This window comes from Rhodococcus sp. X156 (assembly GCF_004006015.1).
GTDB lineage: Bacteria > Actinomycetota > Actinomycetes > Mycobacteriales > Mycobacteriaceae > X156.
The window spans coordinates 821,344-846,200 of record NZ_CP034766.1; the positions used below are offsets into that span (position 1 = coordinate 821,344).

A 24,857-nucleotide genomic window follows, 5' to 3' on the forward strand; every position below is an offset into this window, starting at 1 on the left:
CCAGTGATGCGGGGTTCCGGCGGAGGGGTGTCGCCATTGTGGGTGCCTCGGCTCAGACTGCGGGCCGGTCCTGGAACGGCGGGGTGGGGGTCATGTCCTCGGCGATGGCAAGGATGTGGTCGGCGGATAGCGCTGTGTCGGGATAGGCCTCGAGAATCGCGGTCGGGACGAGGCGCTGGCTGAGGTCGGAGTAAGTGAAGCCGGGCTGTCCGGGTGCCCGTTCGCCGGTTACCAGGACGAGCTTGTCGATCGCGTCGTAGTTGAGGTCGAAGCCGGCGAGGGCGTCGGTGAGGACCGCGCGGCGCTGGTCGGCGTCGGGCCGGTGGAACTCGAAGACCGCGGCCGCCCGACGTCGGACGGCCGGGTCGAGCGCGGCGAGGCGGTTGGTGCACATGACCACCAGCAGCGGAATGCCAGAGCCTGCGAAGTCGTCGATCCCGGCAAGAAACGCGTCCACGCCTGCACGGTCCTCGTGGTGCATCTGGCTGGCCTCCCGGGACTGCACCAGTGCGTCCGCCTCGTCGATGACCAGGATGGTGACGCCGCGGAGGCGGCCGTCGGCGCCGCGGCCGAGCTTGGCTTCGCGCGTAACGGTCGCGAAGGCCTCGGCGATCAGCGTGGTCATCTCGCCAACGTGCCCGGTGCCTCGCGCCGACAGCTTGAGCCGGTACAGAGTCACCGGAACGTCGAGGTGGTTGCCGAGGTCGCAGCCAAAACTCTCCGCGAGCGCGGACTTGCCGGAGCCGACGTCGCCGGCGAAGACGAGCAGGGGGGCGCGATCGCGGAGGAGAGTGAAGGCCTGGTGGTCGCCGGTCAGACCACGGTGGTGGGTCGCGGCCCACCGGGTCAGGACGTCGGGGTTGGCGAGGACTGCAGCCTCCTTTCGCAGGCGGACCTTGACGTGGTCGAGGCCGACGAGGCGGCGGTACCTGTCGTAGCGGACGTCGTCGGGGAACTCGATCACAGGGTGGAAGAGGTCGCTGTCGCTCATGATTGCTCCGGGGGTCTGGGGAGTGCGAGCGAGGTACTCGCCCTCCCGGTGAGTCAGATCGCGTTGTAGAGGCTGCGGTCGAGTCCGTGACCGCCACGGGAGTACTGGAAGGTGTTCTCGTACGAGCCGGCGTGGGCCGTGGGCTCGGTGCCGGGCGTGCGGTCGATGGGCAGGCCCGCCTGGAAGCTGGCGCGGTCGGCGGTGGTCAGGGCGTTGAACGCGCTGTTGTGGCTCAGGAAGCTGTGGAACTCGTATTGCGCGACCTCGAGGGCGCTGGGGAGACCGCCGGGCACGTCGTCGCGGAGCTGGCCGCCGGCGAGGGCGGTGTAACGCAGCCGCAGCTTCCACTCCCCACCGTTCTTGAACCCGAAGTCGACGTAGTTGAGGTAGCCGGCCTTGAGGTACTGGGCGGTCTCCTCGACGTAGTTGGGGATCCAGTCCAGGCGCGGCTGGCCGTAGCGGGCGTTGAGGTTGCGCAGGTCGGCGCCGAGCTTGCTGGCGACGTAGCGGGCCTCGGTGATGGTGAAGGTGGCGGTGCGGGTCAGCGAGTAGGTCATGTCAGGCCACCGAGAAGGTCGGGCCGAACAGGGTGCGCCATGCGTCGACGGCGCTTCCCTTGCTGGTGGTGGTGCTGGCCCAGGACACCTGGTCGAGGGCCTGGCTGCACCGGTCCACAATCCGCTGCCGGTCGTAGTCGGTGTAGGCGCGGACGACGTTGTTGTCGGGGTTCACCGGGTCCCAGACCTGCATCGCGTCGTAGCTGCGCTGCACTTGGGAAGTGGCGTAAAAGTCGGTGAAGATGATCGGTTGCTTCAGCCCGGTGGTGACGATGTAGCCGAGGATCTGCTCGAACGCGCGGGGGTAGTTCTTGGTCGCCAGCGGCTCGCCGTTCCAGCCGTGGTCGTAGAGGTGGGCGACAAGGAGTTCGACGAGGAAGCTCTTGAAGCGGAGCTCCTGCCCCGTGGCGGCGGACTCGTCCTTGATCCGGCGGATGAACTGCTTGAAGAGCCGGATGAGCTCCTTGAGCTCGGGACCGGCCACGCGGCCGCGGCTGTTGAGGAACTCCAGGTGCTGGGTGACCGAGGTCAGGACCCGGTCGCCGGACTGGGTCACCAGGTGGCCGCGGTCGTCAGGCTCGCCCTCGTAGACCACAGGGGCGACGTCGATCTTGAGCCCGGTGCCGTGCATGGTGATGCCGACGGCGTGGTGGGAGATCTTGAAGTCCTCGGCATCCTTGGTCTTGCCGTAAACCTCCTTGCATCGCTCGAACAGCCAGTTCAGCAGTTGCGCCTCGTTGACCTGGAGGCCGCCGACGGCGGACGCCCGCACGTAGGCCGCGACGTCGGTGTCGGAGCTGGTCTTGATGGCGGTGTGCTTGGCGACGCTGCCGGAGCCACGCATCTTGACCAGGTCGTAGTCGGGGTGGCTGGCGATGTAGGTCTCGAGGCGGCTACGGAGGTGGGCGACCTGGGCGCGGCGCGCCTTTGCCTTCTCCTTGGGGACGTTGACTTTCTCGACGGCGTACGTCGAGAGGGCGTTGTGGTCGACGTGGTCGTGCATGGGGGTTCCTCCCGGGTGTCATGAGTGGTCTCAAGACGGAGCCCGAGGGGGCGGGTGATGTTGATCTCGCCGGGAAACTCGCGTCGTACTCGTGCGAAACTGCACGGGTGCCCTACAGTGGAAAGCGACCAAGCAAGTCCACGTAGGCCCTGGATCAGACACCACGTCGGCCCCAGGGCCTTCGTCTTGTCAGAGCGCTCTTCGGTTGTGTACCCGCAGGCGGGCTTCTGTAGCCTAGCGGTGCGCGCCGACAAGTCGGGCCGGATAATGACAGCGATGTAGTTATCCACAGGGAACAACATGCGGACGCCAGGAACCAAGATGTAGTGTCCCCGCCTCGCTTCGAGACTAGATGTGGGCGTGCTTGATGATGAGAGGCGTCTCTCGCTGGGCACTCTCGCTCAGTCGCTTACTCATTGGTCTCGACGGCCACATGAGCTACAGCGCCTGTGGACAACTCTGTTATCAAATCGTTACCTAAACAACTCGTGATCTGGGTCAAGGCCCCGGCTCAGGCCGGTGCTGTGAGACGGCACCCGTTCACCCGGGCAGTGGGCGCGCTCCAGGGGAGCGGCTCACTCAGCTTGGCCTTGCCCCATTCGGCCCGGGCCGCGGCAGGCTGGCAGAGCGACGCGGAGATGATTGACTCCGCTGCCTTCCTCGTGCGGTCCTCGGCGGTCGGCCAGCGGTGGGCGTAGGTGTTCAGGGAAATCCGCGGACGCCAACAACTTCGTGGCCAGACCCGATATTAGCGGCTGTTTCCGTCCTGCTAGGCGGAGTTCTACAAGCGCCTCGGCAAACCGTTGAGCTGGTGGATCTGATGGTCGACCTGCATGCGGCGGGGGCTGATGCACCGGCCGACCAGGCGTTGAAGGCTCGCGCCCAGGGTCGCTGATCAGGCCTTCCGCATCTGGTCGGCGATCACCTCTCCCACCAGCACGGCGCTGACGGCCGGGCCGCGCAGAGGGGCCGTGGGCAGGATCGACGTGTCGGCCACCCGCAACCGGCGGACCCCGTGCACCCGCCCGTCCGGCGCGACCACCGCGGCCGGGTCGTCGGCCGCGCCGAACGGTGCGGTGCCGCAGGTGTGGAACGAGGTGCTGAGGTGGGCGGCGATCCAGCCGTCCAGCGCGTCGTCGTCCGATGCGGTGGCGACGTCGAGGTCGACGACGCCGGCCGACACGTCTCGGAAGGCGCGGGCGGTGAGCGCGTCGACCGACGCCCGGACGGCCTGCCGCATCCGCCGGCGGTCATCGGCAGTGGCGAGGTAGCGGTAGTCGAGGAACGGCGTCTGCCGAGGATCGGCCGACTGCACCTCGACCCGCCCGGACCGCACCGGTGCGTGCACCGAGACCAGCAGCGGCAGGGGAGCCCCGGAAACGTGCGGTCCGCCGGCGAGCACGGGCAGGGGCACGAGGGACTGCAGCACCTCCGTGTCGCCCGAGGCCGGTCCGTCGCCGAGCGAGACGTTGAGCGCGGCCCCCGTCCAGGAGCCCTCGGGTGCGGGCAGGTCGACCCGGGGTTGCCACTCGACCACGACCTGGGGGTGGTCGCTGAAGCCCCCGACGGGGGCGTCGCGCACGATCGGCAGCCCGAGCCGGTCCAGCACGCCGCGCGGGCCGATGCCGGAGAGCACCAGCAGGTGTGCCGACCCGACCGCCCCTGCGGCCAGCACCACCTCGCCGGCGGACACGGTCTCGACCCGGCCGTCGCGCTCGACCTCGCACCCGGTGGCCACGCCGTGTTCGATGATCACTCGGCGCACCAGCGTGCCGCCCAGCACGGTGAGGTTGGGGCGGGACAGGGCAGGCACCACGTAGGCCAGCCCCGTGTTGACCCGCACGCCGTCCACCACGTTGCCCGGCACCGGGCCGACGCCGCCCACCCCGGCGGCGTTCTTGTCCGGCTCGGTGGCGTGCCCCAGCTCAGTCGCTGCTGCGACGAAGGCGGCGGCGGCGGGGGAGTCCAGCGCTGGACGCCGCACCGGCATCGGCCCGGTGGATCCGTGCTCCGGAGCCGAGCCGAAGTCCAGGTCGTGCTCGAGGGTGCGGAGGAAGGGCAGGACGGCATCCCAGCTCCACGTCGTGCCGCCGGTGGTTGACCAGCGGTCGAGGTCCTCTGGCCGTGGCCGCACGAAGTAGCCGCCGTTGGTCGTCGTCGAGCCGCCCAGCACCCGGCCCCGGGTGACCACCCAGGGGCGACCGTGGGACAGGCTCGCGGGGAACCGCCAGCTGGTGGACGCGCTCGGTTCGGCGCCGGGCACCCGGCGGGCATCCAGCAGACCAGGGGGGAACGCACTGCGATGGGTCGGCACCGGGCCGGCCTCCAGGAGCAGCACCCGCCGGCCGGCGTCCTCGCTGAGCCGGGCCGCCACCACCGCACCGCTGCCGCCCGCTCCGATGACGACGACGTCCCACGCGCTCATCCGCTGCTGTCTCCTGATCGCTCCATCACCCGAGACAAGAAGTGGCACTGGCGCTCACCCTACGGCGAGGTCGCCCTGCCAGGGTTCGCTGAACGGGGCGGTCAGCGGTGCCGAAGCCGCCTCGTTGGTAAAGAGCGTTGTTTGCCCGTTCTTTACGATACGCACCCGTTCCGTATCGTGTTAGCCTCGGCGGCGTGCAGATCAGCGACACCGATGCAGCCGCGCAGGAGCCCCGGCGGGGCCGTCCTCGGGACCCGAGCCGCGACCACGCGATCATCGACGCGACGATCGACGTCCTCGTCCGGGACGGCTACGACCGCCTGTCCATGGAGGGCGTCGCCACCGCGGCGGGCGTCGGCAAGGCGACGGTGTACCGCCGGTGGGGCAGCAAGGCTGAGCTCGTCATCGACGCGATGATGTCGCTCAAGCCCGTCGTCGACACCATCGACACCGGCTCGCTCGAGGGCGACATCGAGCTGCTGACCGCCGCCTCCTGCAGCCCGCGCACGCAGCGCCTGCAGGAGGTCATGGTGAGCATCTGCTCCGCCCTGCCCCGCGAGCCCGAGCTGCTCGAGGCGTTCGCCACCCGCTTCACCGAGCCCCGCATCGCCCGCATCACCACGGTGCTCGAGCGTGCCCGGGACCGCGGCGAGCTGGGCCCCGAGGTCGACATCGCCATGGCCGCGAGCCTGGTGCCGTCGCTGATGCTGCAGCGAGCGCTCATGACCGGCAAGCCCGCCGGCCGCGCCTACGCCGAGCAGGTGGTGGGCAGCGTGCTGCTCCCGGTGCTCGGGCGTCCCCCGCGGCCTATCGCACCCACTGATGTGGAGAACCCCCATGACTGACGCACCACCCGCGCAAGCGACCCGCAACGGCGGTCTCGCCCTGACCGTGATCTGCGTGGCGCAGCTCATGGTCGTCCTCGATGCCACCGTGGTGAACGTGGCGCTGCCCAGCATCCGCGCCGATCTCGACTTCTCGCTGGACAACCTCACCTGGGTGGTCACCGCCTACTCGCTGGCTTTCGGCGGGCTCCTGCTCTTCGGTGGACGCACCGGTGACCTCTTCGGCCGCCGGCGCATGTTCATGATCGGCGTCTCGCTCTTCGCGGCCGCCTCGCTGGTCGGCGGCCTCGCGAACAGCGAGGCGATGCTGATCATCGCCCGGGCCGCGCAGGGTGCCGGTGGGGCGATCGCCGCCCCCACCGCGCTCGCCCTGCTGGCCACCACCTTCACCGAGCCGGCGGCACGGTCTCGCGCCTTCGGCGTGTTCGCGGCCATGGGGGCCTCGGGAGGCGCCTTCGGGCTGCTGCTCGGCGGCATCCTCACCGACTACGCCAGCTGGCGCTGGGCGCTGTTCATCAACGTCCCGATCGGCGCGATCGTGCTGCTCCTGGCACCGCGCGTGCTCCACGAGTCCCAGGGCTCAGGCACCAAGCTCGACCTGCCGGGCGCCATCACCGTCACCGCCGGCATGTCCACCCTGGTCTACGGCCTGACCAAGGCCGCCAGCGACGGCTGGGGCTCCACGTCGACGGTGGTGACCCTCGGCATCGCCGCGGCGCTGCTGGTCGCCTTCGTCGCGATCGAGCACTTCGCGACCCACCCGCTCATGCCGTTCCGGGTCTTCGCCGACCGCAACCGCACCGGCGCGTACCTGATCATGTTGTTCCTGGCCGCGGGCATGTTCACGACGTTTTACTTCCTGGCGCAGTACCTGCAGAACGTGCACGGCTGGAGCCCGGTGCGCACCGGGGTCGGCTTCCTGCCCATGCCGACGACGATCATGTTCCTGTCCGTCGTGGTGGTCCGCCGCCTCATCCCGCGGATCGGCATCCGCCCGTTCCTCACCATCGGCCCGATCTTCGCCCTCGCGGGGATGGTCTCGTTCGCGCAGCTCGACGCGAGCAGCAGCTACTGGCCCTTCCTGGGCGGCCTCCTGCTGCTCGGCGTGGGCATGGGCTGCAGCTTCGTGCCGCTGACCATGACCGCGGTCAACGGCGTCGCGCCGCACGAGACGGGCCTGGCCTCGGCGCTGCTCAACACCGGTCAGCAGGTCGGCGGCGCCATCGGGCTCGCGGTCTTCGGCACGGTCTTCGCGCACGCCGCGACCGATCGTGCTGGCGAGCTGGGCAGCGGTGCCGGCACCGCGACGGGCCAGATGGAGGTCTTCGTGGCCGGGCAGCAGTCCGCCTTCCAGGCGGCCGTCGTGGTGACGGTGCTGGCGCTCGTCGCGTCGCTGGCGCTCATCCGCGTCAACAAGGTCGCTCCGCCGACGGCGTCGCCGGCCACCACACCGGGCTCCGACCCGGCCCGCGAGGAAGAGTCCGCCCGCACCGCTACCTGAGCGTGAAGTGCTCGAGCGTCGGTTCGTCGAGCATCGCGGCCAGGGTTGGCTTGTCGAACGGCCACAGGTCGACGGCGCCGCTCTCGGTGAGGTACCACGAGTTGCAGCCGGTGTTCCACACCGTGGGTCCCATGGCGTCGGCGACGCTGTGGTTGAACTCGTCGGTGGCCTCCTCGGTCACCGTGATGGACGTGGCCGTGCCGGTGGCGAGCAGCTCGAGCAGGTGCACCAGGTACCGCGCCGTGCGCTCGGCGGAGTACTGCAGCGAGATGGACCCGGTGGGCGAGTTCGGCCCGAGGATCGTGAACAGGTTGGGCAGGCCCGGGATGGCCGTCATCCGGTAGGCGCGCGGGCCCTGAGCCCAGAGCTCGTCCAGGGTGGTGCCGCCGGGCCCGGTGATCGTCATCGGCCGCATGTAGCTGTGGGCGTCGAACCCGGTGGCCAGGATGATGGCGTCAGCGGGGTGGTGGGTGCCGTCGGCGGTGGTGATCCCGTCTGGGGTGACCTCGACGATCTTCTCGGTGACCAACGCTGCGTTGCGGCGCTGGATGGCGCGGTAGTAGGTGCCGGAGACCACTGGCCGCTTGCAGAGCGGCTCGTCGTCAGGGGTGAGCTGGCGGCGCAGCTGCGGGTTGCGCACCTGCGCGCGCAGGGACAGCCGTGCGTAGGCCTGGACGAGGCGGCGCCGCCACGACGGGCGCGTGGTGATGTCGGCAAGGAATCCCGAGCCAAGGAGCAGCGTGTCGTAGAGGGTGCGGTGCAGCGCAGGGGACCGGCGCAGCAGTGTGCCGACGGCCCCGAGCTGGCGCAGGGACATCGGTGCCCAGAGGATCCACTGCGGGGTGCGTACGAAGTGGGTGATCGCGGCGGCCTCCGGCTGCAGGGCGGAGACGATCTGCACCCCGGTGGAGCCAGTGCCCACCACGGCGACGGCGCGGCCGCGCAGGTCGAGCTCGCTGTCCCAGCGCGCGGTGTGCACCACCGGGCCGGTGAAGGTGTCCAGGCCGGGGATCTGCGGGGTGGCGGGGTGATGAAGGATCCCGGTCGCGCAGATGACGACCTCAGCCTCGAGGTACTCGCCCTCGGCGGTGGTGAGCGTGTACGAGGAGCGTTCCTCGGACCACTGCGCGGACACGACCTCGGTGTTCAGCCGCAGGTGGCGGTCGAGGTGCAGGTCGTCGACGACGTCGCGGTGGTACTGCTGGATCTCGGCGCCGCTGGCCCAGACGTGCGACCAGTCGGGCTTGGGCGCGAAGCGGAACTGGTACAGCTGGGACGGCACGTCGCAGGTCAGGCCGGGGTAGCGATTCCAGTGCCACACCCCACCCACGTCGGAGGCCTTGTCCACCACGGTCACGTCGGTGAACCCGTGCTCGGTGAACACGTGCAGCGCGGTGATGCCGGAGAGCCCGGCGCCGATGATGACGATGCGCGGGCGGTGCCGCTCGACGGTCCTGGGCGTGGAGCCCCGCGGCCAGAAGGTCACGGGGCTCCACGCTACTGGCAGCTCTGGGAGCGTGGGGCTCAGCGTGCGTCGCGGCCCTGTGCCGCTGAGGTGACCAGGTCGCTCTTGGGCAACGGCTTGCCGGCCTGCAGCGCAGCAACCCAGGTGTCGGTGTCGGCCACCGCGGCCCAGCTCGAGTGGAGCAGCGCCATGAGGGTCTCGTGCACCTGCCGGGCGGGCACACTGCCGGCGTCGTTGGTCAGGTCGATCGCGCCGGTGGCGTCCGAGAGGACCTCCACGGAGAAGCCGAGGCCCTCCGAGCCGGCGGCGGAGGCGAGCACACAGTTGTTGGTCATGTAGCCGCCCAGGGTGATCGTGTCGACGTCCCGCTCCCGCAGCCACGCCTCCAGATCGGTGCCGGCGAAGACGCTGGAGAGCTGCTTGGTGATGCGCTTGGACACCTGGCCCTCGCGGGCGGCGACGTCGGGGTGGTTGGCGAAGGTGGCCGATCCGGAGGCGAAGACCGGGGCCTCGGCGGGGAGCCCGTGCTGGACGAGCACGACCGGAGCACCTGCGTGCTCGGCGGCGTCCATCGCCACCCGGATGCGCGCAACGGACTCGTCCGGGTCGGGGTGCTGGATCCGGAGCAGCCCGTCGAAGTACTCCTGCTGGGCATCGATGACGATCAGGGCGCGGCGGGGTGAGGTCATGTGGTTCTCCAGGGTGTCGGGGTGGGGTGCGAGCGGACGGGTCGTCACGCGCGCGGGAGGTGGTAGTGGTCGGCGAGGAGCTCGATCCCGTGCTCGTCGAGGGCTGCCGAGTGCCCGCTGACGACGAGCATCAGCTCGTCGGCGCCGGTGCGTTCATGCAGGCGCTCGAGACGGTCGGCCACCGCGGCAGGGGTGCCGTGGAAGCTGCGGCTGGTGTAGGCGTCGAGGATCTGCCGCTCCTGCGATGTGGCCGAGTACGCCTCGACCTCCTCCGGCGGCAGGAGCAGGTAACCCTGGCCCTTGAACATCCGCAGCATCGCCATCGCCGACGTCGCTGCCTGGCGCTGTGCTTCGGCCGGATCATCGCTGATCGCGACGGGCACGCTGACCAGGGCGTGCGGGTGATCGAGCACGTCGGAGGGCCGGAAGGTCTCCCGGTAGATGCGCAGGGCCGTGTCGACGTCGGCGTCGCCGAACTGCAGCGCGAACGCGTAGGGCCGGCCGAGCTGCGCGGCCAGCTGCGCCGAGTACGGCGAGGAGCCCAGCACCCACACGTCCGGTCCGACCGAGTCCGAGGGCACCCGGTTCTGGGCGGCCTGCCACGGACCGGGCACCGCGTGGACGTTCCGGTACCGGTGCCCGGCTGGGAACGCCTCGCCCAGGAAGCCCAGCAGCTCGAGCAGCTGCTGGGGGAACCCGTCGTTGGCGTCGGCTCCGCGGCGCAGGGCCGCGGCAGTTGCTCCGTCGGTGCCCGGGGCGCGCCCCAGCCCGAGGTCGATGCGGCCGGGGGCCAGCGCCTCGAGCATCCCGAACTGCTCAGCGATCAGCAGGGGAGCGTGGTTGGGGAGCATCACCCCACCTGCGCCGAGACGGATGCGCGCCGTCTCGGCGATGAGCCGGGCGACCATCAGCGGCGGGGAGGACACCGACGTCGCGCCCATCGCGTGGTGCTCGGACATCCAGAACCGGTGGTACCCGAGCACGTCTGCTGCCCGGGCCAGCGAGACGGTGCTGGCGAGTCCCTGGGTCGCGGTGGTCCCGACGCCGGTGCCGCCGCTGGCGAGCACGGACAGGGCGACGGGCGCCGTGCCGGAAGGGGGTGGCAGCTGCATGCATGACCTCAAATCTCATGGAAATGTCTAACGTTTGACGTGGCCGGAGGCTAGCAGCAGTATCACGGTAAAAGCCACCTGATACCGTGTAACGCATGGTGGAGAACTCACAACCGGTGGTGCCGGGCGTGCAGGAGCACCCCAGCCTGGCCCTGGTGAACAGCGTCACCGACCAGCCCGGCAGCAGGCGCCACGACGACCTGGCTGACCCGGTGGCTGCGACGGCCTGGCTGGTCGACCGCGACCTGGTCGCGCCGGAGGCCGTGCTCTACGAGCACTGCCGGGGCCGGCTCGCCGAGCTGCGTGCGGAGCTGCGGGAACTCTTCACCGCGCACGTCACGGGGCGCCCGCCCAAGCCCGAGGCGGTAGCGGCGCTCAACCGGGCGCTGACCAGCGCTCCGGGAGCCATGCTCCTGCGCCACCACCCGACGATGGGGTTCTCCCGCAGCGCCGACCACCCGGCGACGCAGGTGGTGGAGAACGCGATGGCGGTGATCGCCGAGGACGCCGCCGCCCTGCTGGCCGGCGACGACGCGTCGTTGCTCGCCGCGTGCGAGTCGGACTCCTGCCAGTGGTTCTTCCTGCGCACGCACGCACGGCGGCAGTGGTGCTCCAACCGGTGCGGTGACCGGGTGCGTGCTGCGCGCGCCTATGCCCGCCGACACGCGGTGCTCAGCGAGCAGACCAGCTGAGCGCCGCTGGCCGTCTGCAGGGCTCAACGGTCTTGTGCGGCAGCCTCAGCCTCCAGCGCCGCACGGACTGTGGTCGGCGCGGTGCGCATCGCCGACTCGAAGGCGCGTCGTCGCCTGCTCCGGAGCATGAAGTGGGCGCCCAGACCAGCCAGGTCGGCGGCGCTCGGCAGGATCGGCACGACGTGTTGGCCGCGCGCGCGTGCGGTGGCGATCTCGGCGGCGAGGGTGGCGGACATCGGGCGCCGGATCACCCGGTCCTCGAGCACGCCGCCCAGGCCGGGGACACGGACTCCTGGGTCCGACGCCATGGGGGCGAGGACGATGATGCGGTCGGCGTCGGCCGGGGAGATGAGGTCGACCGACGCGGTGGACGCGGCGCCGCCGTCGACGAAGCTCCTGGTGCCGATGGTCACCGGTCGCATCCAGCCGGGGATCGCCCACGATGCGCGCAGGGCCTCCGACACGGTTGCCGGCGGCGCGTCAGGGGCGCCGAAGGCAACCCGCTCGCCCCGTTGGTAGTCGTAGGCCACCATGCGGACGGGCCGAGCGAGGTGCCCGGTGGAGTCGGTGAAGTCGTCGGCGAGCTGCTGTAGCCAGGCTTGGCTGCCCGTGCCCCGCGGCACTAGGCCGGTGAGAGCGGCGAGGCCCGACTGGGTCTTGAGCAGGGACGGGTTCAGCAGGGGCAGCCGTGGAAGAGGCGGTCGTCCGGACGGGGTGTTCTCGAGGTGCCGACGCAGGCGGGGATCGTCACTCTCTTCCCGCTGCATCGCCACGAGGTCATCGACGGTGGCGCCGCCGCCGAGGATGGTGAGCAGCTCCGCCCCGGCTGAGGTGCCCTGCACGACGCTGGCCTGGGCGGGGTCGAACCCCGACTCGTCGGCGAGCGCCTTGAGCGTGGCGATGATCCAGGCGCCACCGATCGTGCCCCCGCAGCCGATGACCAGCGCTGTCCTGGTCATCGCCCGCGTCCCTGGGCGCGGGCCAGGTTGGCCACTGTGGACAGCTGGTTCACGGCTCGAATGCGCCGAGTGATCATGAGAACCCCCTCTGCTGGAGTGCTGACCGTACGGGTTGGCCCAGGTTGCGGAGTGTGGCGAGATACCCGTCGTTCGCGGACCGGATCTCGCGCAGGGCGCCGGACGGTAGACAACAAACTTGCCGTCGACGGTCAAAGATTAGGAAGCGACGCTCTCATGTTGCTTGCAACCGGATTGTGTGCAAACAGGGCGAGGCCCTTTGAGACGGCCGCTGGCATGGGATGCCCAGATGGCATCCATTTCGATGCCGTCCTTAATGGCATTCCGCATACGAGTGTAGGCGTTGTCGGAGTAGCGCGGATGTCTCTGCGAGCCGAATGTGAAGGTGTAGCAGCAGTCGGGATCATTGTCGATCCCAAGGTGCTGCCGCAGCGCCGTCGCCCGCGGCCGGGACAGACCGACCTTGTCCGCCAGGTCGAAGGCCCCCCAATGAAACTTGCGTTGAAGCGGCACGAGGCGGATGGCGGCCGCATCGGTGGTGCCCTCATCCTCCTTCACGAGCTGGACTGGCAGACCCTCCTTCTTCACAAAGCGAACTTCGACAGTAGTGCCGGCGCCGTCAACGGCGGTCGCTACCTCCGACAGGCTTGGGAAGACTGCCGCACGGGTCTTACCGGCCTGGATTCCCTTAACGACTCGCTGGACGTCAGCGTTGCTGACCGCCGCCTCGCTGTTCACCTGCGATTCCATCGCGAGGAGTGCGCGCACCCGGGCGTCGGCCTCCGCACGAGCTCGCCGACCAGGCTTCAGCAAGTCGGCGATGTTGTGGTATTCGCGATCGACGAGCGTCTGAAAGTCTTGTGGGGGTTCGGTTCCGACCGGGAGGACACGCACTGGCAGGTGGCCTGCAAGTCGCTCCGCGAAGACTCGATGTAGCAGGTCATCGAAGAGCGTGACGCCTGCACGGGTATAGAGGTAGAGCAGGCTCTCGTCGATGACCACGTACCAGTGCTGCTCGTCGTCGCGCATAGCGTCAATCGCCCGCAGTGTGCCGGCTTCTTCGTTGGTGAGAGAGATCGGCTTCTCCGTGGCGTAGTTGATGCACTTTTCGAAGCCGACGGACCGGCCAGTGTTCTTGTCGAACACCGGCCGCTTGTCCTGCACGAGCGCCGCCTTGAGAAGCATTTCGAAGGCGTGCTGAAGGTGCAGCAGCACGCGGGTCACCCGACCATCATCGTCTGGACTGTTGAAGGCAGTCATCGCCGATCGCATGGAGGAAATGGCCTTGAACTTCAGGTGACGGGTGTCGTTCCGCAGCTTCACGCTCATCATGGTGACGCATAGCAACGACACCAGAGTGACCCGCACCACCGACTCGCCGCAGGAAGGTCGCTCGAATAGGACTGACTGGCTTTCTAAAGGAGTCTGCGCAGCAGCCAACACTGCCGCGCAGCACGGGCCCGCGCGGTCGCTGCGAAGGCGCGAAGTACTGCGGGATTTGGGAGAAATGGGTTGCGGGTGTGCCACCTCAATGCCTCGCCTGCCCCTCGCCGAGTCGACCTATCGACTCCTTGATAGCGAGGATCGGCGATTCGGCAGTCATGCCGCATTTCGGGCAGAGGTGGCGCCATGATTCAAACGGCGAGCCGGGCATCGAACAGCACGTGCGTTGCCGCAGCGCGTGTGGCCGGGTGTCCCTGGGCCTCACTTACTCCCTCGCCAGGTCTTGGTTCATCGCGAGGGCTGCCGCGAGCTTGCCCGCGAGCAGGCCGCGCTCCCGTTCGTTGCGGCAGCGCTTCACCGCCTGCTCCAGCTCGTGCCGCGCCTCGGCGGTGCGCCCCAGCCGGGTGAGCAGCTCACCCCGCACGCTCGGCAGCAGGTGCGAGCCCGGCAGCGCGCCTGCCGCCGCCAGCTCGTCCACGATCGCGAGCGCTGCCGCCGGGCCCTGCGCCATCGACACCGCCACCGCGCGGTTCAGCTCCACCACCGGAGAAGGCCCCAGCCGGCCGAGCACCTCGTAGAGCAGCACGATGCGCTCCCAGTCGGTCGCCTCCACCGAGGGTGCCACCGCGTGGCACTCCGAGATCGCCGCCTGCACCCCGTACGGGCCCAGGCCACGGCCGGTGCGGCTGGCCCGGGCCAGTGCCGCCCGGCCGCGACGGATGGCGGAGGTGTCCCAGTGCCGCCGGTCCTGCTCGGCCAGGAGCACCGGCTCACCGTCGGCACCCACCCGCGCGGGAAAGCGGGCGGCGGTGAGCTCGAGCAGTGCCAGCAACCCGTGCGTCTCCGCCTCCTCCGGCGCCAGCCGTGCCACCACCCGGGCCAGGCGCACCGCCTCGTGCGCCAGGTCCGGGCGGATCCACTCCGCGCCGGAGGTAGCAGACGATCCCTCGGTGAAGATCAGGTACAGCACGCTGAGCACCGAGCCCAGCCGCTCCCGGCGCTCCTCGGGCGCAGGCACCGCGAACGGCACCTGCGCGGCGGCCAGCGTCTTCTTCGCCCGGGTGATGCGGGCCTGCACGGTGGCGGTGGGCACCAGGAACGCCCGGGCGATCTCGTCGCTGGTCAGCCCACCGAGCACCCGCAGCGTCAGCGCCACCTGCGCCTCCCGGGAGAGCACCGGGTGGCAGGCCATGAACATCAGCGCCAGCACGTCGTCGTCGACGCGATCGGGGTCCCACAGCAGCCCGTCCTCGGAGCCCGAGCCGGAGGCAGCGCCGGCCTCGCGAGCGAGGACGGCGTACCGCTCGTCCAGCGCGGCGCGACGTCGGTAGGTGTCGATCGCCCGGCGCCGCCCCACCGTGAGCAGCCACCCCGTGGGGTTGCGCGGTGCACCCTCCCGGGGCCAGGTCACCAGCGCCTCGGCCAGCGCCTCCTGGGCCAGGTCCTCGGCCAGGGCGAAGTCGCCGGTGAACCGGGCCAGGGTGCTCACGATCCGCGCGGAGTCGATCCGCCAGACCGCCTCCACAGCCTGGCGTCCGGTGCCGGACGGGCTCAGAGCTGGCCGGTTTCCTCGCGCCACGCCCGCTCCCGCTTGACCCACTCGTTGTCCTGCGGGAACTCGTCGATGCTGGCGATGCGACGAATCTCGGTCTTCATCCCCGCCCCCGCCATCGGGGCCCGCCTGGCCCACTCCACGGCCTCCTGCTGCGACGCGACGTCCAGGATCCAGAAGCCGCCGAAGAGCTCCTTGGTCTCGCCGTAGGGCCCGTCGGTAACCACGGGCGGGGTGGCGGAGTAGTCCACGACCACCCCCGTGGTCGGGTCGTCCAAGCCCTCGGCCGCGACCATCACCCCGGCCGAGATCATCTCCTCGTTGAAGCGGCCCATCGTCTCGAGCATCTCGTTCATGTCGACGTCCTGCATGGCGGCGTAGCCCTCGTCGGTGCCGCGCATGATGAGCATGTACTTCATGGTGATCCCCTTCCCTGGGAGGGCCCTCGGTGGACCCTCTCACCTGCAGGTCGAACGGGGGAACCCCCAGATCGACACCCGGCCCGGCACAATCAGGTGCCGCACCGTCCACGCTCAGGAGCCCCCCGTGAAGCTGTCCATCGTCGACCTGGGCACCGTGGCGCCCGGCACCACCGAGCAGGACGGCATCGCCGACTCCCTCGCCATCGCGCGCCACGCCGATGCTGCCGGCTTTCACCGCATCTGGTTCGCCGAGCACCACCTGAGCCGGATGGGCGCCTCCCACCACCCGGAGCTGCTGATCGCCGCCGCCGGGATGCAGACCCGCGGCATCCGCATCGGCTCGGGTGCGGTGCTGATGAACCACTACAGCCCGTTCAAGGTGGCCGAGATGTTCGCCCAGCTGGCGGCGATGTTCCCCGGCCGGGTGGACCTCGGGATGGGCCGGGCCACCGCGGGTCCGGCGATCGACCTGGCGCTGCAGCGCGACCGCCAGCACCCCGCGCAGGCCGATCACCAGCAGCAGGTGCTGGAGACCCTCGCCTGGCTCTACGAGGCGTTTCCACCCGACCACCCCTTTGCCGACAAGCCGCTGGTGCACACGCCGGCGGGCAAGCCGCAGACCTGGCTGCTCGGCTCCAGCCCCAGCGGGTCGGCCCTGGCCGCGGGCCTGGGCATCGGCTACACCTTCGCCGGGTTCATCAACCCCACCGGCGCGGCCCCGGCGCTGCGGCACTACCGCGAGCAGTTCCAGCCGCAGGGCTTCGGCCTGGAGAAGCCGCGGGCCATCCTCGCCGTGAACGTCACGGTGGGGGAGAGCGCCGCGCACGCGCAGCACCTGGTCGGCTCGGCCAAGGGCTACTACGCCCGGCTGCGCACCGTCGGCGGTGGCGCGCTCCTGCCCTCGGCCGAGGAGGCCGCCCGCGAGCTGAGCACCACCGAGAAGGACCAGCCCACCGCGATCGTGGACGGCCGGTGGCCGCAGTTCGTCGCCGGTGACCCCGCGCAGGTGCGCGCCACGCTGGAGCAGATGATGGCCCAGAGCGAGGCGGACGAGGTGATGGTGCAGAACCTCATCGCCGACCCCGCCGACCGGATCCGCTCGCACCAGCTGCTGGCCGAGACCTTCGGCCTGACCCCGCGAAACAGCTGACGTCCCCCTCGGCGTGGTGACGCTGAGTAACGGATGTCCGGATCTACGATCACCAGGTGCTTGCACCGCCGTACTACCTGATCGGCTCCGCCGGATACCCGAACTTCGGTGACGAGCTGATCGCAGCGTCCTGGCTGCGGCACCTCGCCGAGGTGGCCCCGGCGGTGGACGTCTGGCTGGACTGCCCGCAGCCGGGCATGGCGCAGAACCTGTTCGAGGGCCTGCACCCACGGCTGCGCACCACCAACACGCTGTGGCGGGCCGTCGGCGATGCCGCTCACCTGCCGGTGGAGGAGGTCGGGCCGCGGGTGGCGGCGCTGATCCACGGCCTCGGCTCACCGCACTACGACCTGGGTCTGCTGCGGCTGCGCAGCGTCCGGTCGATGCACCTCATCGGCGGTGGCTACGTCAACGGCGTCTGGCCGCACCACGCCGGTCTGGTGGAGGGCATGAAGGCGGTCAAGCAGCTCACCGGTGCTCCGCTGTACGCGACGGGGCAGGGGCTCATGCCCGCGGCCGTCGACGCCGCCCGGGAGCTGTTCGCGGACTTCGACCACGTCACTGTGCGTGACGACGCCAGCGCCCAGGCGCACCACCTGCCACTAGGGCTGGACGACGCCTTCCTCGGCGCGCAGGCGGAGATCGCGCGCCGCCCAGCCCCGCCGGCGGGGCTGTACGTGTGCATCCAGAGCGACATGGCCGACGAGGGACGGTTCGACGAGGTGGTCACGGCCGCTCGTCCCCTCGTCGAGCACGCCGCCCGGCAGGGCAAGGCAGTGCACTACGTGGAGGCCATTCCCGGCGTGGACCGGCTGGCCTACGACCGGCTCGCCGACCTCATCCCGGACGAGCACTTCGTGCCCTTCTCCGACGTGTGGACCCGCGGACTGCCCGTCTCGCCCGAGCAGGAGTGGATCACCACCCGCTTCCACCTGCACCTGCTGGCCTCCGCGGCCGGTGCCCGGGGGGTCGCGGTGCCCATCCGCCACGGCTACTACGACGTCAAGCACCACTCGCTGCGGCGGCTGGGCAGCGGTTGGGGAGTGGCCGACGGTCCCGGCCCGCTGCAGGTGCCGCAGGGGACGGGCAGCCTCGCTGAGGTGCTGCCGGGCCTGGCCGCCCGCAAGCGCGCCGAGGCAGACCTGCTCTACCCGCTGGCCCGCACCCCCGAGGTGCTCAGGGTCTAGCGGGGCGCACGCAGGCCCCGCGCGCGCCGCGCCAGCACATCGGCCGCGCCCCGGCGGCGCCGCGACCGTAGTCTCTTTCGCATGCCGAACGATCTGGTCGGGGCGCCGCTGTCCGAGCCGGCCACTGCCCGCCGCCGTGCCCAGCTCGGGGTGATGGCCTCGGTGGCGTTCACCGTCGTGGTGATCGGCTCCAACATCCCCGCTCCGCTGCTGCCGCTGTACCAGGAGCGCCTCGGGCTGTCCGCGCTCACCACCTCGGCGCTGTTCGTCATGTACTTCGTCGCGCTCATCGCCGTCTTCGTGCTCATGAGCCGCACCCACCTGGCGCGGTTGTCGTGGCTGCTGCTGCCGGTGGCCCTGCTGATCGGGGTGGTGGGCGATGCGCTGCTGTCCGTCGGCGCGGACAGCGTCGGGCTGCTCTTCGCGGGGCGGGCCACGGCCGGCCTGGCGGTGGGGCTGGCGACCGGCTCGGCGGCCACGCTGGCGGTGGTGGGCAAGGGGGAGCGGGGCCGCACCATCGCCGCCAGCGGCGCCATCGCCGGGTCGCTGCTGGGGCTGGTGCTCGCCGCGGTGGTGGGTGACCTGCTGCCGCGCCCCACCGAGCTGATCTACCAGGCGCACGCGGTGCTGCTGGTGCTGGCCGCCACGTCGCTCAGCGTGGTGCTGTGGCGCAACCGCGCCGTGCTCGCCGTGGCGCTGGCGCACCTGCCGGCACCGCAGGACACCGCGTCGGTGCTGCCGCGTCCCCGGCTCGGGCGGCGGGCCGCCGCGGGCTACGTGCTCGGTGCCGCGGGCTGGACCGTCGGGGGCATCGCGCTGGGAGTGTTCCCCTCCGCGCTGCGCTCCGGGTCAGCGAGCGACTCGCTGCTGCTGGGGGTGGTGGCCGGCGTGGTGCTGCTCGCGGCGGCCTGGGCCACGCCGCACCTGCTGCGGGCGCTGGGCCGGGCGTTCACCGCTCCGCAGGCCCTGGCCATCCTGACCGTGGGCACCGTGCTCAGCTGCGCCGGCCTGCTGGCGGACGCGCTGTGGCTGATGATCCTGGGCTGCCTGTTCTGGGGTGCCGCCCAAGGCTTCTGCTACGCCTTCGGCCTGCGCCTGCTCACCCAGGGGCTCTCGCCGGTGATGCAGGGACGGCGCACCTCGGTGTACGCCTCCACCTCCTACGGCTTCTGCGGGGTGCTGGTGCTGTGCATCGGTGGGCTGACCACGGCGTGGAACGTGGACGCCGCGATGGTCTGCGCGACGGTGGCGTTCCTGGGCTGGTGCCTGCTGGCGGCCGTGCTCGGCCACGGGCGGTGGGCGGCGGACGCGGCGCCCGTGGAGGAGCAGGAAGGCCCGTACCTGCCGACGGCGGGCACCGAGGCGCGGTAGCGCCCTGGCACCCGCCGTCGGCGGTGGTCAGTGCTCGATCAGTGGGTCAGTGCTCGATCAGTGGGCAGTGCCTCGGTCTGCTCGACCACCGGCGTCTCAGCCCTCGGGGTGAGCGTGGCGAAGGCCAGCATGGACAGCACGGTGCACACCAGCATGGCCACGGCCATCGGGACCGCGGTGTGCTCCCCGCCGATGCCCACCAGCGGGGTGATGGCCGCAGCCAGGAGGAACTGCACGAAGCCGAGGAACGCCGAGCCGGTGCCGGCGTGCGAGGTGACCTGCGCCAGCGCCAGGGCGGTGGCGTTGGAGAAGATGAAGCCGAGCGAGCCCTGGAAGATCGCGAACAGCACCAGCGTCGGCACGGTGGGCAGCCCGCTCAGGGCGGACACCAGCAGGCCGACGGAGGCCAGCGTCATCACCGTGACGCCACCGACGACCATGCGGCGGTAGGACACCCGGCCGGCCAGCGCCGCAGCGACGCTGCTGGTGAGCACCACCAGCAGGGCGTTGCCACCGAAGACCAGGGAGAACTGGCCCTCGGAGAAGCCCAGCACGTTCTGCACCACGAACGGCGACGCCGAGATGTAGGCGAACAGCGCCGCGAAGGAGAAGCAGAAGGTGAGCAGGTAGCCGACGTAGCTGCGGTTGGCGAGCACCGTGCGCGCGCCCTGGATGACGGACGCGAAGCCACCCGGGTGCCGCTCGCTCGGCGGCAGGGTCTCCTTCGCCAGCGTCACCGCACCGAGCAGCATCAGCGCGGTGAGGGCGCTCAGCGCCCAGAACACCACGCGCCAGCTGGTGCTGGCCACGATTGCTCCACCGGCCAGCGGGGCGACCACGGGCGCGATCACCATGATCACCATCATCACGCCGATCAGCTTGGCCGCGGCGGCGCCCCGCGCGGTGTCGGAGATGATCGCGCGGGCCAGCACCACCCCGGCCGCGCCGCTCAGGCCCTGCACCAGACGGGCGACGGTGAGCAGCTCGACGTTGGGGGCGACCGCGCAGGCGACCGTGGCCACCAGGCACACCACCGAGCCCACCAGCAGCGGCTTGCGGCGCCCGATGGAGTCCGACAGCGGTCCGATCAGCAGCTGCCCCACGCCCATGCCGAGCAGGAACGCGGTGAGGGTCAGCTGGATGCTGGTGGCACTGGTGCCCAGCTCGTCCGCCATCTCGGGAAACGCCGGCAGGTACATGTCGGTGGCGAGCGGGGACACCGCGGTGAGCAGGGCCAGGATGAGGATGAGCGGGGTGGAGACGGGGCTCCGCGGCCGGGTTGGCGCAGAAGTAGGTGGCGCAGCAGAGGTTGACGCAGCCGAGGTTGACGCAGACATGGGTGCCTTCCGGACAAGCAGGAACCACGGGAGCGGAGTCGGCGGGGGCCGGACTCATCACAGGCGCACCGCGGGGGGTGCGCCCGTCGTCGGTCTACAGCGGAACCGAGCCGGGAACACCATGGTAGGTCCGCCGAGTGGGTGTCCGGAAACTCGTCAACGGTGCTGATTCTCACGCCTGCTCGGCTTGAGATCTGCAGTCCTGGTCGCTACCAACGCACCCGCTGACCGGCGTGTGCCGGTGCGGCACGTTCCTTCTCGGGATGGTGTGGCCTACGTTCGGACATCACCACCCACCTCAGGAGGTCCCGTGTCGGACGAGCTGCGACTGGACGGTCAGGTGGCCATCGTCACCGGAGCTGGCGGCGGGCTGGGGGCGGCGCACGCCGTGCTGCTCGCCGAGCGCGGCGCGCGGGTGCTGGTCAACGACCTCGGCACGCCGGGGGTGGCCGGGGACGGCGATCCTGGTGCGGCGGAGCGGGTGGCCGCCGGCATCCGGGCCGCGGGCGGGCAGGCGCTGGCGGACACCCACTCGGTGGCCACCGTCGACGGCGCAGCGGCGATCGTCGACCACGCGCTGCAGGAGTGGGGCCAGGTTGACGTCGTGCTGAACAACGCGGGCATCTTCGGCCGCGGCGCCTTCTCGCCGCCCGAGGTCTACGACGCGGTGCTGTCCACCCACCTGATGGGCACGGTGAACGTGCTGCGGGCGGTGTGGCCGCACTTCCTGGAGCGCGGTTACGGCCGGGTGGTCAACACCGCCTCCTCCTCGTTCCTGGGCACTCCCGGCTCCGGCGACTACGCCGCGGCCAAGGGAGGGGTGATTGGGCTGAGCCGGGTGCTGGCCACCGACAACCGCGACCGCGACATCGCGATCAACGTCCTCATGCCGGTGGCGCACACCCGGATGACCGCGGCCGCGCCGGACCCGGTGTACACCGACTGGCTGCAGCGCTGGTTCGCCCCGGAGAAGGTGGCGGCCTTCGCGCTGCTGCTGTGCCACCGCTCGGTCCCGGTGTCCGGGGAGACGTTCCTGGTGGGGGCGGGGCGGGCGTCCCGGGTGCTGTTCGCGACCACGCGCGGGCACTTCGAGGACGACCCGTCGCCGGAGTCGTTCCGGGACCACTTTGCCGAGGTGATGGCGGGCCACGACCTGCAGACGCCGACCAGCGGGCAGGGCGACCTGATCCGCTACGCCGAGCTGCTGGGCGACCCGGGACCGTTCGCCCCGGCGGTGCCCGGCTGAGCTAGACCTCGGCAGCGCCCTCGATCAGCTCGTTGCCCAGCTCGCGCAGGCGAGCGTGCATGTTGCCCGGCGGCATCTGCTCGGCGATGAGCACGCACTGGTTGCCCAGGCGACGCATCAGGTCCGCGGCCACCGCCGGGTCGGGGGCGTCGCTCTCGAGCTCGCCGCGCAGCTCGGCCAGCATGCCGCCTATCTCCTCCAGGAGCGGTCCCTCGACACCGTCGAGGCGGTTCTGCCACCGCTCGATCTCCAGCACTCCGCCGGCCAGTCCCAGGTCGGTGGGGCCGGCCTTCAGCGCGCTCGTCGTCAGCTCGAGGTCGTGCTCTGCGGGATCGCTCATCTCTCGAGTATGCGCCCGGAGACGGAGTGGCGTCGGGGCCGCGGACGGGGCCAGTGCTAAGGTCCGATCAAGCGCTTGCTCAACAGCAGGAACCGCACCACCCGCACCGCACCAGCCCGGGGCCGCCGGCCCCGGCCGAACCGACGGAGCACACCGCCCTGATGACGACCACAGCAGGCGCACCGGGCCTGGCCACCACGCCCGCCCTCGACGCCGACCACCGGGAGGCCGCCGAGGACCTGGTGCGCGCGGCCCGCGAGGTGATGCTCGCCGTGGCCACCAGCGAGGCCGAGCCCGCCCAGCTGCGCGCGCACGCCGCGCGGCTGCGGGCGGCTGTCGCGGACATGGGGGGCCAGGGCCGCCCCCGGGTGATCCGCGCGCCCTTCCCCGGCCCCGCTGCCGCCAAGGCCGCCGGGCTGGACCAGCCGTGGGCGCTGTTCCGGTACAACCCGCAGGGCATCCCGATCGACGTCTTCTTCGACGGCACGACCGCGCGGGCGACCCTGCGCACCGACGCCCTGCTGGAGGGCCCGCCCGACCACCTGCACGGCGGCTTCAGCGCGCACCTCATGGACTGCATGCTCGGGGTGCTGCTGCAGGCCCAGGGCAAGCTCGTGGTCACCGCCACCCTGGACCTGCGCTACCTGCACCGCACCCCGCTGGACGCCAGCGTCGAGCTGCACGCCCGCATCCTCGACGTCAGCGGCCGCAAGACGGTGGCCGAGGGCTGGATCGAGGTGGACGGGGTGCGCACCGTCGAGGCTCGTGGCCTGTTCATCGAGATCACCCGCGCCGAGCTGGCGGCCAGGTCGGCCGCTGGGAACCGGCTCACCGCACCCGCCGTGGAGGTTTGACGTGGAGACGTTCGCCGAGATCGTTCGGTCCCGAGCAGGCGACCAGGCGGTGGGTCTGCGCTTCGGCGACGAGCAGTGGACCTGGGACCAGGTGGTACAGGAGTCAGCCGACCGCGCGGCGGCGCTCGCCGCGCTGGCCCCGGTGCCTGCGGACCGGCAGGTGCACGTCGGCGTGCTGCTGGAGAACGTCCCGGACTTCGTCTTCTGGCTCGGCGCGGGGGCGCTGGCCGGTGCGGTGGTGGTGGGGATCAACGCCAGCCGCAGCGGGCCCGAGCTCGCCCACGACATCGCCCACGCCGACATCGACGTCATCGTCACCGAGTCCCGGCTCAAGCACCTGGTCACCGGCACCGGTCAGCCGGTGCCCGCCGAGCGGGTGCTGGACGTGGACGACCCCAGCTACCAGCAGCTGCTGGCGCCGCACCGGGGCGCCGCGCTGCCCGAGACGCTGCCCGGCCCGGAGCAGCTGGCGCTGCTGATGTTCAGCTCCGGCTCGACCGGCGCTCCCAAGGCGGTGATCGTCGGGCAGGGCCGTCTCGGTCGCCTCACCGCGGCGCTGGTGGACCGGGTGCGGATGAACCGCTCCACTGTGGCCTACCTGTGCATGCCGCTGTTCCACGGCAACGCGGTGATGCTCAACCTGGCTCCGGCCATGGCCGTCGGCGGCACCGTGGTGCTCACCCGCAAGTTCTCCGCCACCCGCTTCGCCGCCGACATCCACCGCTACGGCGTCACCTTCGTCAACTACGTGGGCCGGGCGCTGTCCTACGTGCTCAACCAGCCGGAGGACCCGCGCGACCGCACCAGCACGCTGCAGCTGGCGTTCGGCACCGAGGCCTCCGAGGTGGACACCGCCCGCTTCCGGGAGCGCTTCGGCTGCGACGTGGTGGAGGGCTACGGGCTCAGCGAGGGGGTCTTCCGCATCGGCAAGACGCCGGACACCCCGACCGGCGCGCTGGGCCTGCCGCAGAACAACGCCGACATCCGCGTCTACGACGAGAACAGCGGGCAGGAGTGCCCCCGTGCGCGCTTCGACGAGTCCGGGCGGTTGCTCAACCCCGAGGCCACCGGACAGATGGTGGCGGTCGGGCTGGCCCACACCTTCGAGGGCTACTACCAGAACCCGGGCGCCATGGCCGACCGCGTCAAGGGAGCGGACTTCTGGTCCGGCGACCTCGCCTACCGCGATGAGGACGGCTACTTCTACTTCGCCGGCCGCTCCTCGGAGTGGCTGCGGGTGGACGGGGAGAACTTCTCCGCCGCACCCGTGGAGCGCATCCTGCAGCGCGTCCCCGGCGTCACGGCGGCGCCGGTGTACGCCGTGCCCGACCCGCGCACCGGCGACCAGGTGATGTGTGCGGTGGAGCTCAGCGCCGGGGCGTCGTTCGACCCGGCGGTCTTCGGCGCCTTCCTGGCCGACCAGCCGGACATGGGCGCCAAGTGGTGGCCCCGTTTCGTCCGGGTGGTCCAGCAGGTGCCGCTGACCGGCAGCAACAAGGTGAACAAGGCGCCGCTGCGGGCGCAGGCGTGGAACACCGCCGACCCCGTCTTCGAGCGGGTGGGGCGCGCCAGCGAGTACGTGCCGCTCGACGACGCCCGGCGCACCCAGCTCGAGGCGGAGTTCCGCGAGCACGGGCGGCTGGCGCTGCTGCCCGCCCCGCTGGAGCAGCAGGTCGGCTGAGCAGCCGCGGGGCCGGG

General features: G+C 71.0%; 22 protein-coding genes. 9 read left to right on the top strand and 13 right to left on the bottom strand.

Annotated elements, in window-relative coordinates:
* Positions 1-52 precede the first annotated feature (52 nt).
* The 4 genes from ELX43_RS03865 to mftG all read right to left on the bottom strand — a co-directional run bounded on the left by ELX43_RS03865 (position 53) and on the right by mftG (position 4,976).
* Positions 53-991: an AAA family ATPase gene (locus ELX43_RS03865; RefSeq protein ID WP_241249756.1), complete on the bottom strand. Its 939-nt coding sequence runs from the start codon at positions 989-991 to the stop codon at positions 53-55.
* A gap of 53 nt (positions 992-1,044) precedes the next feature.
* Positions 1,045-1,548, bottom strand: coding sequence for a hypothetical protein (locus tag ELX43_RS17560; protein WP_164860578.1), 504 nt, complete (start codon positions 1,546-1,548; stop codon positions 1,045-1,047).
* 1 nt (position 1,549) lies between these two features.
* Positions 1,550-2,551, bottom strand: a complete 1,002-nt coding sequence (locus tag ELX43_RS03870; protein ID WP_127782212.1) for a CBASS oligonucleotide cyclase — start codon at positions 2,549-2,551, stop codon at positions 1,550-1,552.
* An 895-nt stretch (positions 2,552-3,446) separates the two neighbouring features.
* The gene (gene mftG, locus ELX43_RS03880; RefSeq protein WP_127782213.1) at positions 3,447-4,976 is read right to left on the bottom strand and encodes a mycofactocin system GMC family oxidoreductase MftG; all 1,530 of its coding nucleotides are present in this window, start codon (positions 4,974-4,976) and stop codon (positions 3,447-3,449) included.
* Between the two features lie 194 nt (positions 4,977-5,170).
* Here mftG and ELX43_RS03885 point away from each other — a divergent pair, with 194 nt between their 5' ends.
* Both ELX43_RS03885 and ELX43_RS03890 read left to right on the top strand, forming a co-directional pair.
* Entirely contained in the window at positions 5,171-5,821 is a 651-nt protein-coding gene (locus ELX43_RS03885; RefSeq protein WP_164860579.1) for a TetR/AcrR family transcriptional regulator, read from the top strand.
* The gene (locus ELX43_RS03890; protein ID WP_206518100.1) at positions 5,814-7,322 is read left to right on the top strand and encodes an MFS transporter; all 1,509 of its coding nucleotides are present in this window, start codon (positions 5,814-5,816) and stop codon (positions 7,320-7,322) included. Before ELX43_RS03885 ends, ELX43_RS03890 begins: the two co-directional genes overlap by 8 nt.
* Here ELX43_RS03890 and ELX43_RS03895 read toward each other — a convergent pair.
* The 3 genes from ELX43_RS03895 to ELX43_RS03905 are packed head-to-tail and all read right to left on the bottom strand — an operon-like array spanning position 7,315 to position 10,588.
* The gene (locus tag ELX43_RS03895) at positions 7,315-8,808 is read right to left on the bottom strand and encodes an NAD(P)/FAD-dependent oxidoreductase (protein ID WP_127782216.1); all 1,494 of its coding nucleotides are present in this window, start codon (positions 8,806-8,808) and stop codon (positions 7,315-7,317) included. The two genes, ELX43_RS03890 and ELX43_RS03895, sit on opposite strands and share 8 nt — an antisense overlap.
* Before the next feature lie 38 nt (positions 8,809-8,846).
* Positions 8,847-9,476 carry an isochorismatase family protein gene (locus tag ELX43_RS03900; protein WP_127782217.1) on the bottom strand — a complete coding sequence of 210 codons (630 nt, stop codon included), beginning with the start codon at positions 9,474-9,476 and terminating at the stop codon, positions 8,847-8,849.
* Positions 9,477-9,520: 44 nt separating this feature from the next.
* Positions 9,521-10,588 carry an LLM class flavin-dependent oxidoreductase gene (locus ELX43_RS03905; RefSeq protein WP_127782218.1) on the bottom strand — a complete coding sequence of 356 codons (1,068 nt, stop codon included), beginning with the start codon at positions 10,586-10,588 and terminating at the stop codon, positions 9,521-9,523.
* Between the two features lie 95 nt (positions 10,589-10,683).
* Between ELX43_RS03905 and ELX43_RS03910 the strand changes: the two genes are divergently transcribed.
* Positions 10,684-11,280: a CGNR zinc finger domain-containing protein gene (locus tag ELX43_RS03910; RefSeq protein ID WP_127782219.1), complete on the top strand. Its 597-nt coding sequence runs from the start codon at positions 10,684-10,686 to the stop codon at positions 11,278-11,280.
* Between the two features lie 23 nt (positions 11,281-11,303).
* Here ELX43_RS03910 and ELX43_RS03915 read toward each other — a convergent pair whose 3' ends face one another.
* The 4 genes from ELX43_RS03915 to ELX43_RS03930 form a co-directional block, all read right to left on the bottom strand.
* Entirely contained in the window at positions 11,304-12,239 is a 936-nt protein-coding gene (locus tag ELX43_RS03915; RefSeq protein WP_127782220.1) for a patatin-like phospholipase family protein, read from the bottom strand.
* 216 nt (positions 12,240-12,455) lie between these two features.
* Positions 12,456-13,580 carry a DUF3644 domain-containing protein gene (locus ELX43_RS03920; RefSeq protein WP_241249758.1) on the bottom strand — a complete coding sequence of 375 codons (1,125 nt, stop codon included), beginning with the start codon at positions 13,578-13,580 and terminating at the stop codon, positions 12,456-12,458.
* A gap of 385 nt (positions 13,581-13,965) precedes the next feature.
* Entirely contained in the window at positions 13,966-15,279 is a 1,314-nt protein-coding gene (locus tag ELX43_RS03925; protein ID WP_127782222.1) for a DUF6596 domain-containing protein, read from the bottom strand.
* Positions 15,252-15,671, bottom strand: coding sequence for a YciI family protein (locus ELX43_RS03930; protein WP_127782223.1), 420 nt, complete (start codon positions 15,669-15,671; stop codon positions 15,252-15,254). Before ELX43_RS03930 ends, ELX43_RS03925 begins: the two co-directional genes overlap by 28 nt.
* Before the next feature lie 127 nt (positions 15,672-15,798).
* On the opposite strand from ELX43_RS03930, the gene ELX43_RS03935 reads away from it, so the two are divergent.
* From ELX43_RS03935 to ELX43_RS03945, 3 genes are all read left to right on the top strand, one after another.
* The gene (locus ELX43_RS03935; RefSeq protein WP_127782224.1) at positions 15,799-16,824 is read left to right on the top strand and encodes an MsnO8 family LLM class oxidoreductase; all 1,026 of its coding nucleotides are present in this window, start codon (positions 15,799-15,801) and stop codon (positions 16,822-16,824) included.
* Positions 16,825-16,880: 56 nt separating this feature from the next.
* Positions 16,881-18,011, top strand: coding sequence for a polysaccharide pyruvyl transferase family protein (locus ELX43_RS03940; RefSeq protein WP_164860580.1), 1,131 nt, complete (start codon positions 16,881-16,883; stop codon positions 18,009-18,011).
* An 81-nt stretch (positions 18,012-18,092) separates the two neighbouring features.
* A complete protein-coding gene (locus ELX43_RS03945) occupies positions 18,093-19,382 on the top strand; it encodes an MFS transporter (protein WP_206518101.1) in 1,290 nt (429 codons plus the stop codon).
* A 38-nt stretch (positions 19,383-19,420) separates the two neighbouring features.
* On the opposite strand, the gene ELX43_RS03950 is transcribed toward ELX43_RS03945, so the two are convergent.
* Positions 19,421-20,719, bottom strand: coding sequence for a multidrug effflux MFS transporter (locus ELX43_RS03950; RefSeq protein ID WP_127782226.1), 1,299 nt, complete (start codon positions 20,717-20,719; stop codon positions 19,421-19,423).
* A 310-nt stretch (positions 20,720-21,029) separates the two neighbouring features.
* Here ELX43_RS03950 and ELX43_RS03955 point away from each other — a divergent pair, with 310 nt between their 5' ends.
* Positions 21,030-21,965 carry an SDR family NAD(P)-dependent oxidoreductase gene (locus tag ELX43_RS03955; protein WP_164860581.1) on the top strand — a complete coding sequence of 312 codons (936 nt, stop codon included), beginning with the start codon at positions 21,030-21,032 and terminating at the stop codon, positions 21,963-21,965.
* 1 nt (position 21,966) lies between these two features.
* Here ELX43_RS03955 and ELX43_RS03960 read toward each other — a convergent pair whose 3' ends face one another.
* Entirely contained in the window at positions 21,967-22,305 is a 339-nt protein-coding gene (locus ELX43_RS03960) for a hypothetical protein (protein WP_127782228.1), read from the bottom strand.
* Positions 22,306-22,466: 161 nt separating this feature from the next.
* Between ELX43_RS03960 and ELX43_RS03965 the strand changes: the two genes are divergently transcribed.
* Together ELX43_RS03965 and ELX43_RS03970 are read left to right on the top strand one after the other, a co-directional pair.
* Complete coding sequence (locus tag ELX43_RS03965) at positions 22,467-23,159, top strand: PaaI family thioesterase (RefSeq protein ID WP_127782229.1); 693 nt, start codon at positions 22,467-22,469, stop codon at positions 23,157-23,159.
* Position 23,160: 1 nt separating this feature from the next.
* Positions 23,161-24,840 (top strand): AMP-binding protein, encoded by a 1,680-nt coding sequence (locus ELX43_RS03970; protein WP_127782230.1) that lies wholly within the window; start codon positions 23,161-23,163, stop codon positions 24,838-24,840.
* The last annotated feature ends 17 nt before the right edge of the window (positions 24,841-24,857 follow it).

Excerpts from the sequence above, each read along its gene's own strand:
- ELX43_RS03865 (WP_241249756.1), bottom strand. The coding sequence starts at position 991 with ATGAGCGACAGCGACCTCTTCCACCCTGTGATCGAGTTCCCCGACGAC.
- ELX43_RS17560 (WP_164860578.1), bottom strand. The coding sequence starts at position 1,548 with ATGACCTACTCGCTGACCCGCACCGCCACCTTCACCATCACCGAGGCC.
- ELX43_RS03870 (WP_127782212.1), bottom strand. The coding sequence starts at position 2,551 with ATGCACGACCACGTCGACCACAACGCCCTCTCGACGTACGCCGTCGAG.
- mftG (WP_127782213.1), bottom strand. The coding sequence starts at position 4,976 with ATGAGCGCGTGGGACGTCGTCGTCATCGGAGCGGGCGGCAGCGGTGCG.
- ELX43_RS03890 (WP_206518100.1), top strand. The coding sequence starts at position 5,814 with ATGACTGACGCACCACCCGCGCAAGCGACCCGCAACGGCGGTCTCGCC.
- ELX43_RS03900 (WP_127782217.1), bottom strand. The coding sequence starts at position 9,476 with ATGACCTCACCCCGCCGCGCCCTGATCGTCATCGATGCCCAGCAGGAG.
- ELX43_RS03905 (WP_127782218.1), bottom strand. The coding sequence starts at position 10,588 with ATGCAGCTGCCACCCCCTTCCGGCACGGCGCCCGTCGCCCTGTCCGTG.
- ELX43_RS03910 (WP_127782219.1), top strand. The coding sequence starts at position 10,684 with ATGGTGGAGAACTCACAACCGGTGGTGCCGGGCGTGCAGGAGCACCCC.
- ELX43_RS03915 (WP_127782220.1), bottom strand. The coding sequence starts at position 12,239 with ATGACCAGGACAGCGCTGGTCATCGGCTGCGGGGGCACGATCGGTGGC.
- ELX43_RS03930 (WP_127782223.1), bottom strand. The coding sequence starts at position 15,671 with ATGAAGTACATGCTCATCATGCGCGGCACCGACGAGGGCTACGCCGCC.
- ELX43_RS03945 (WP_206518101.1), top strand. The coding sequence starts at position 18,093 with ATGCCGAACGATCTGGTCGGGGCGCCGCTGTCCGAGCCGGCCACTGCC.
- ELX43_RS03950 (WP_127782226.1), bottom strand. The coding sequence starts at position 20,719 with ATGTCTGCGTCAACCTCGGCTGCGTCAACCTCTGCTGCGCCACCTACT.
- ELX43_RS03960 (WP_127782228.1), bottom strand. The coding sequence starts at position 22,305 with ATGAGCGATCCCGCAGAGCACGACCTCGAGCTGACGACGAGCGCGCTG.
- ELX43_RS03965 (WP_127782229.1), top strand. The coding sequence starts at position 22,467 with ATGACGACCACAGCAGGCGCACCGGGCCTGGCCACCACGCCCGCCCTC.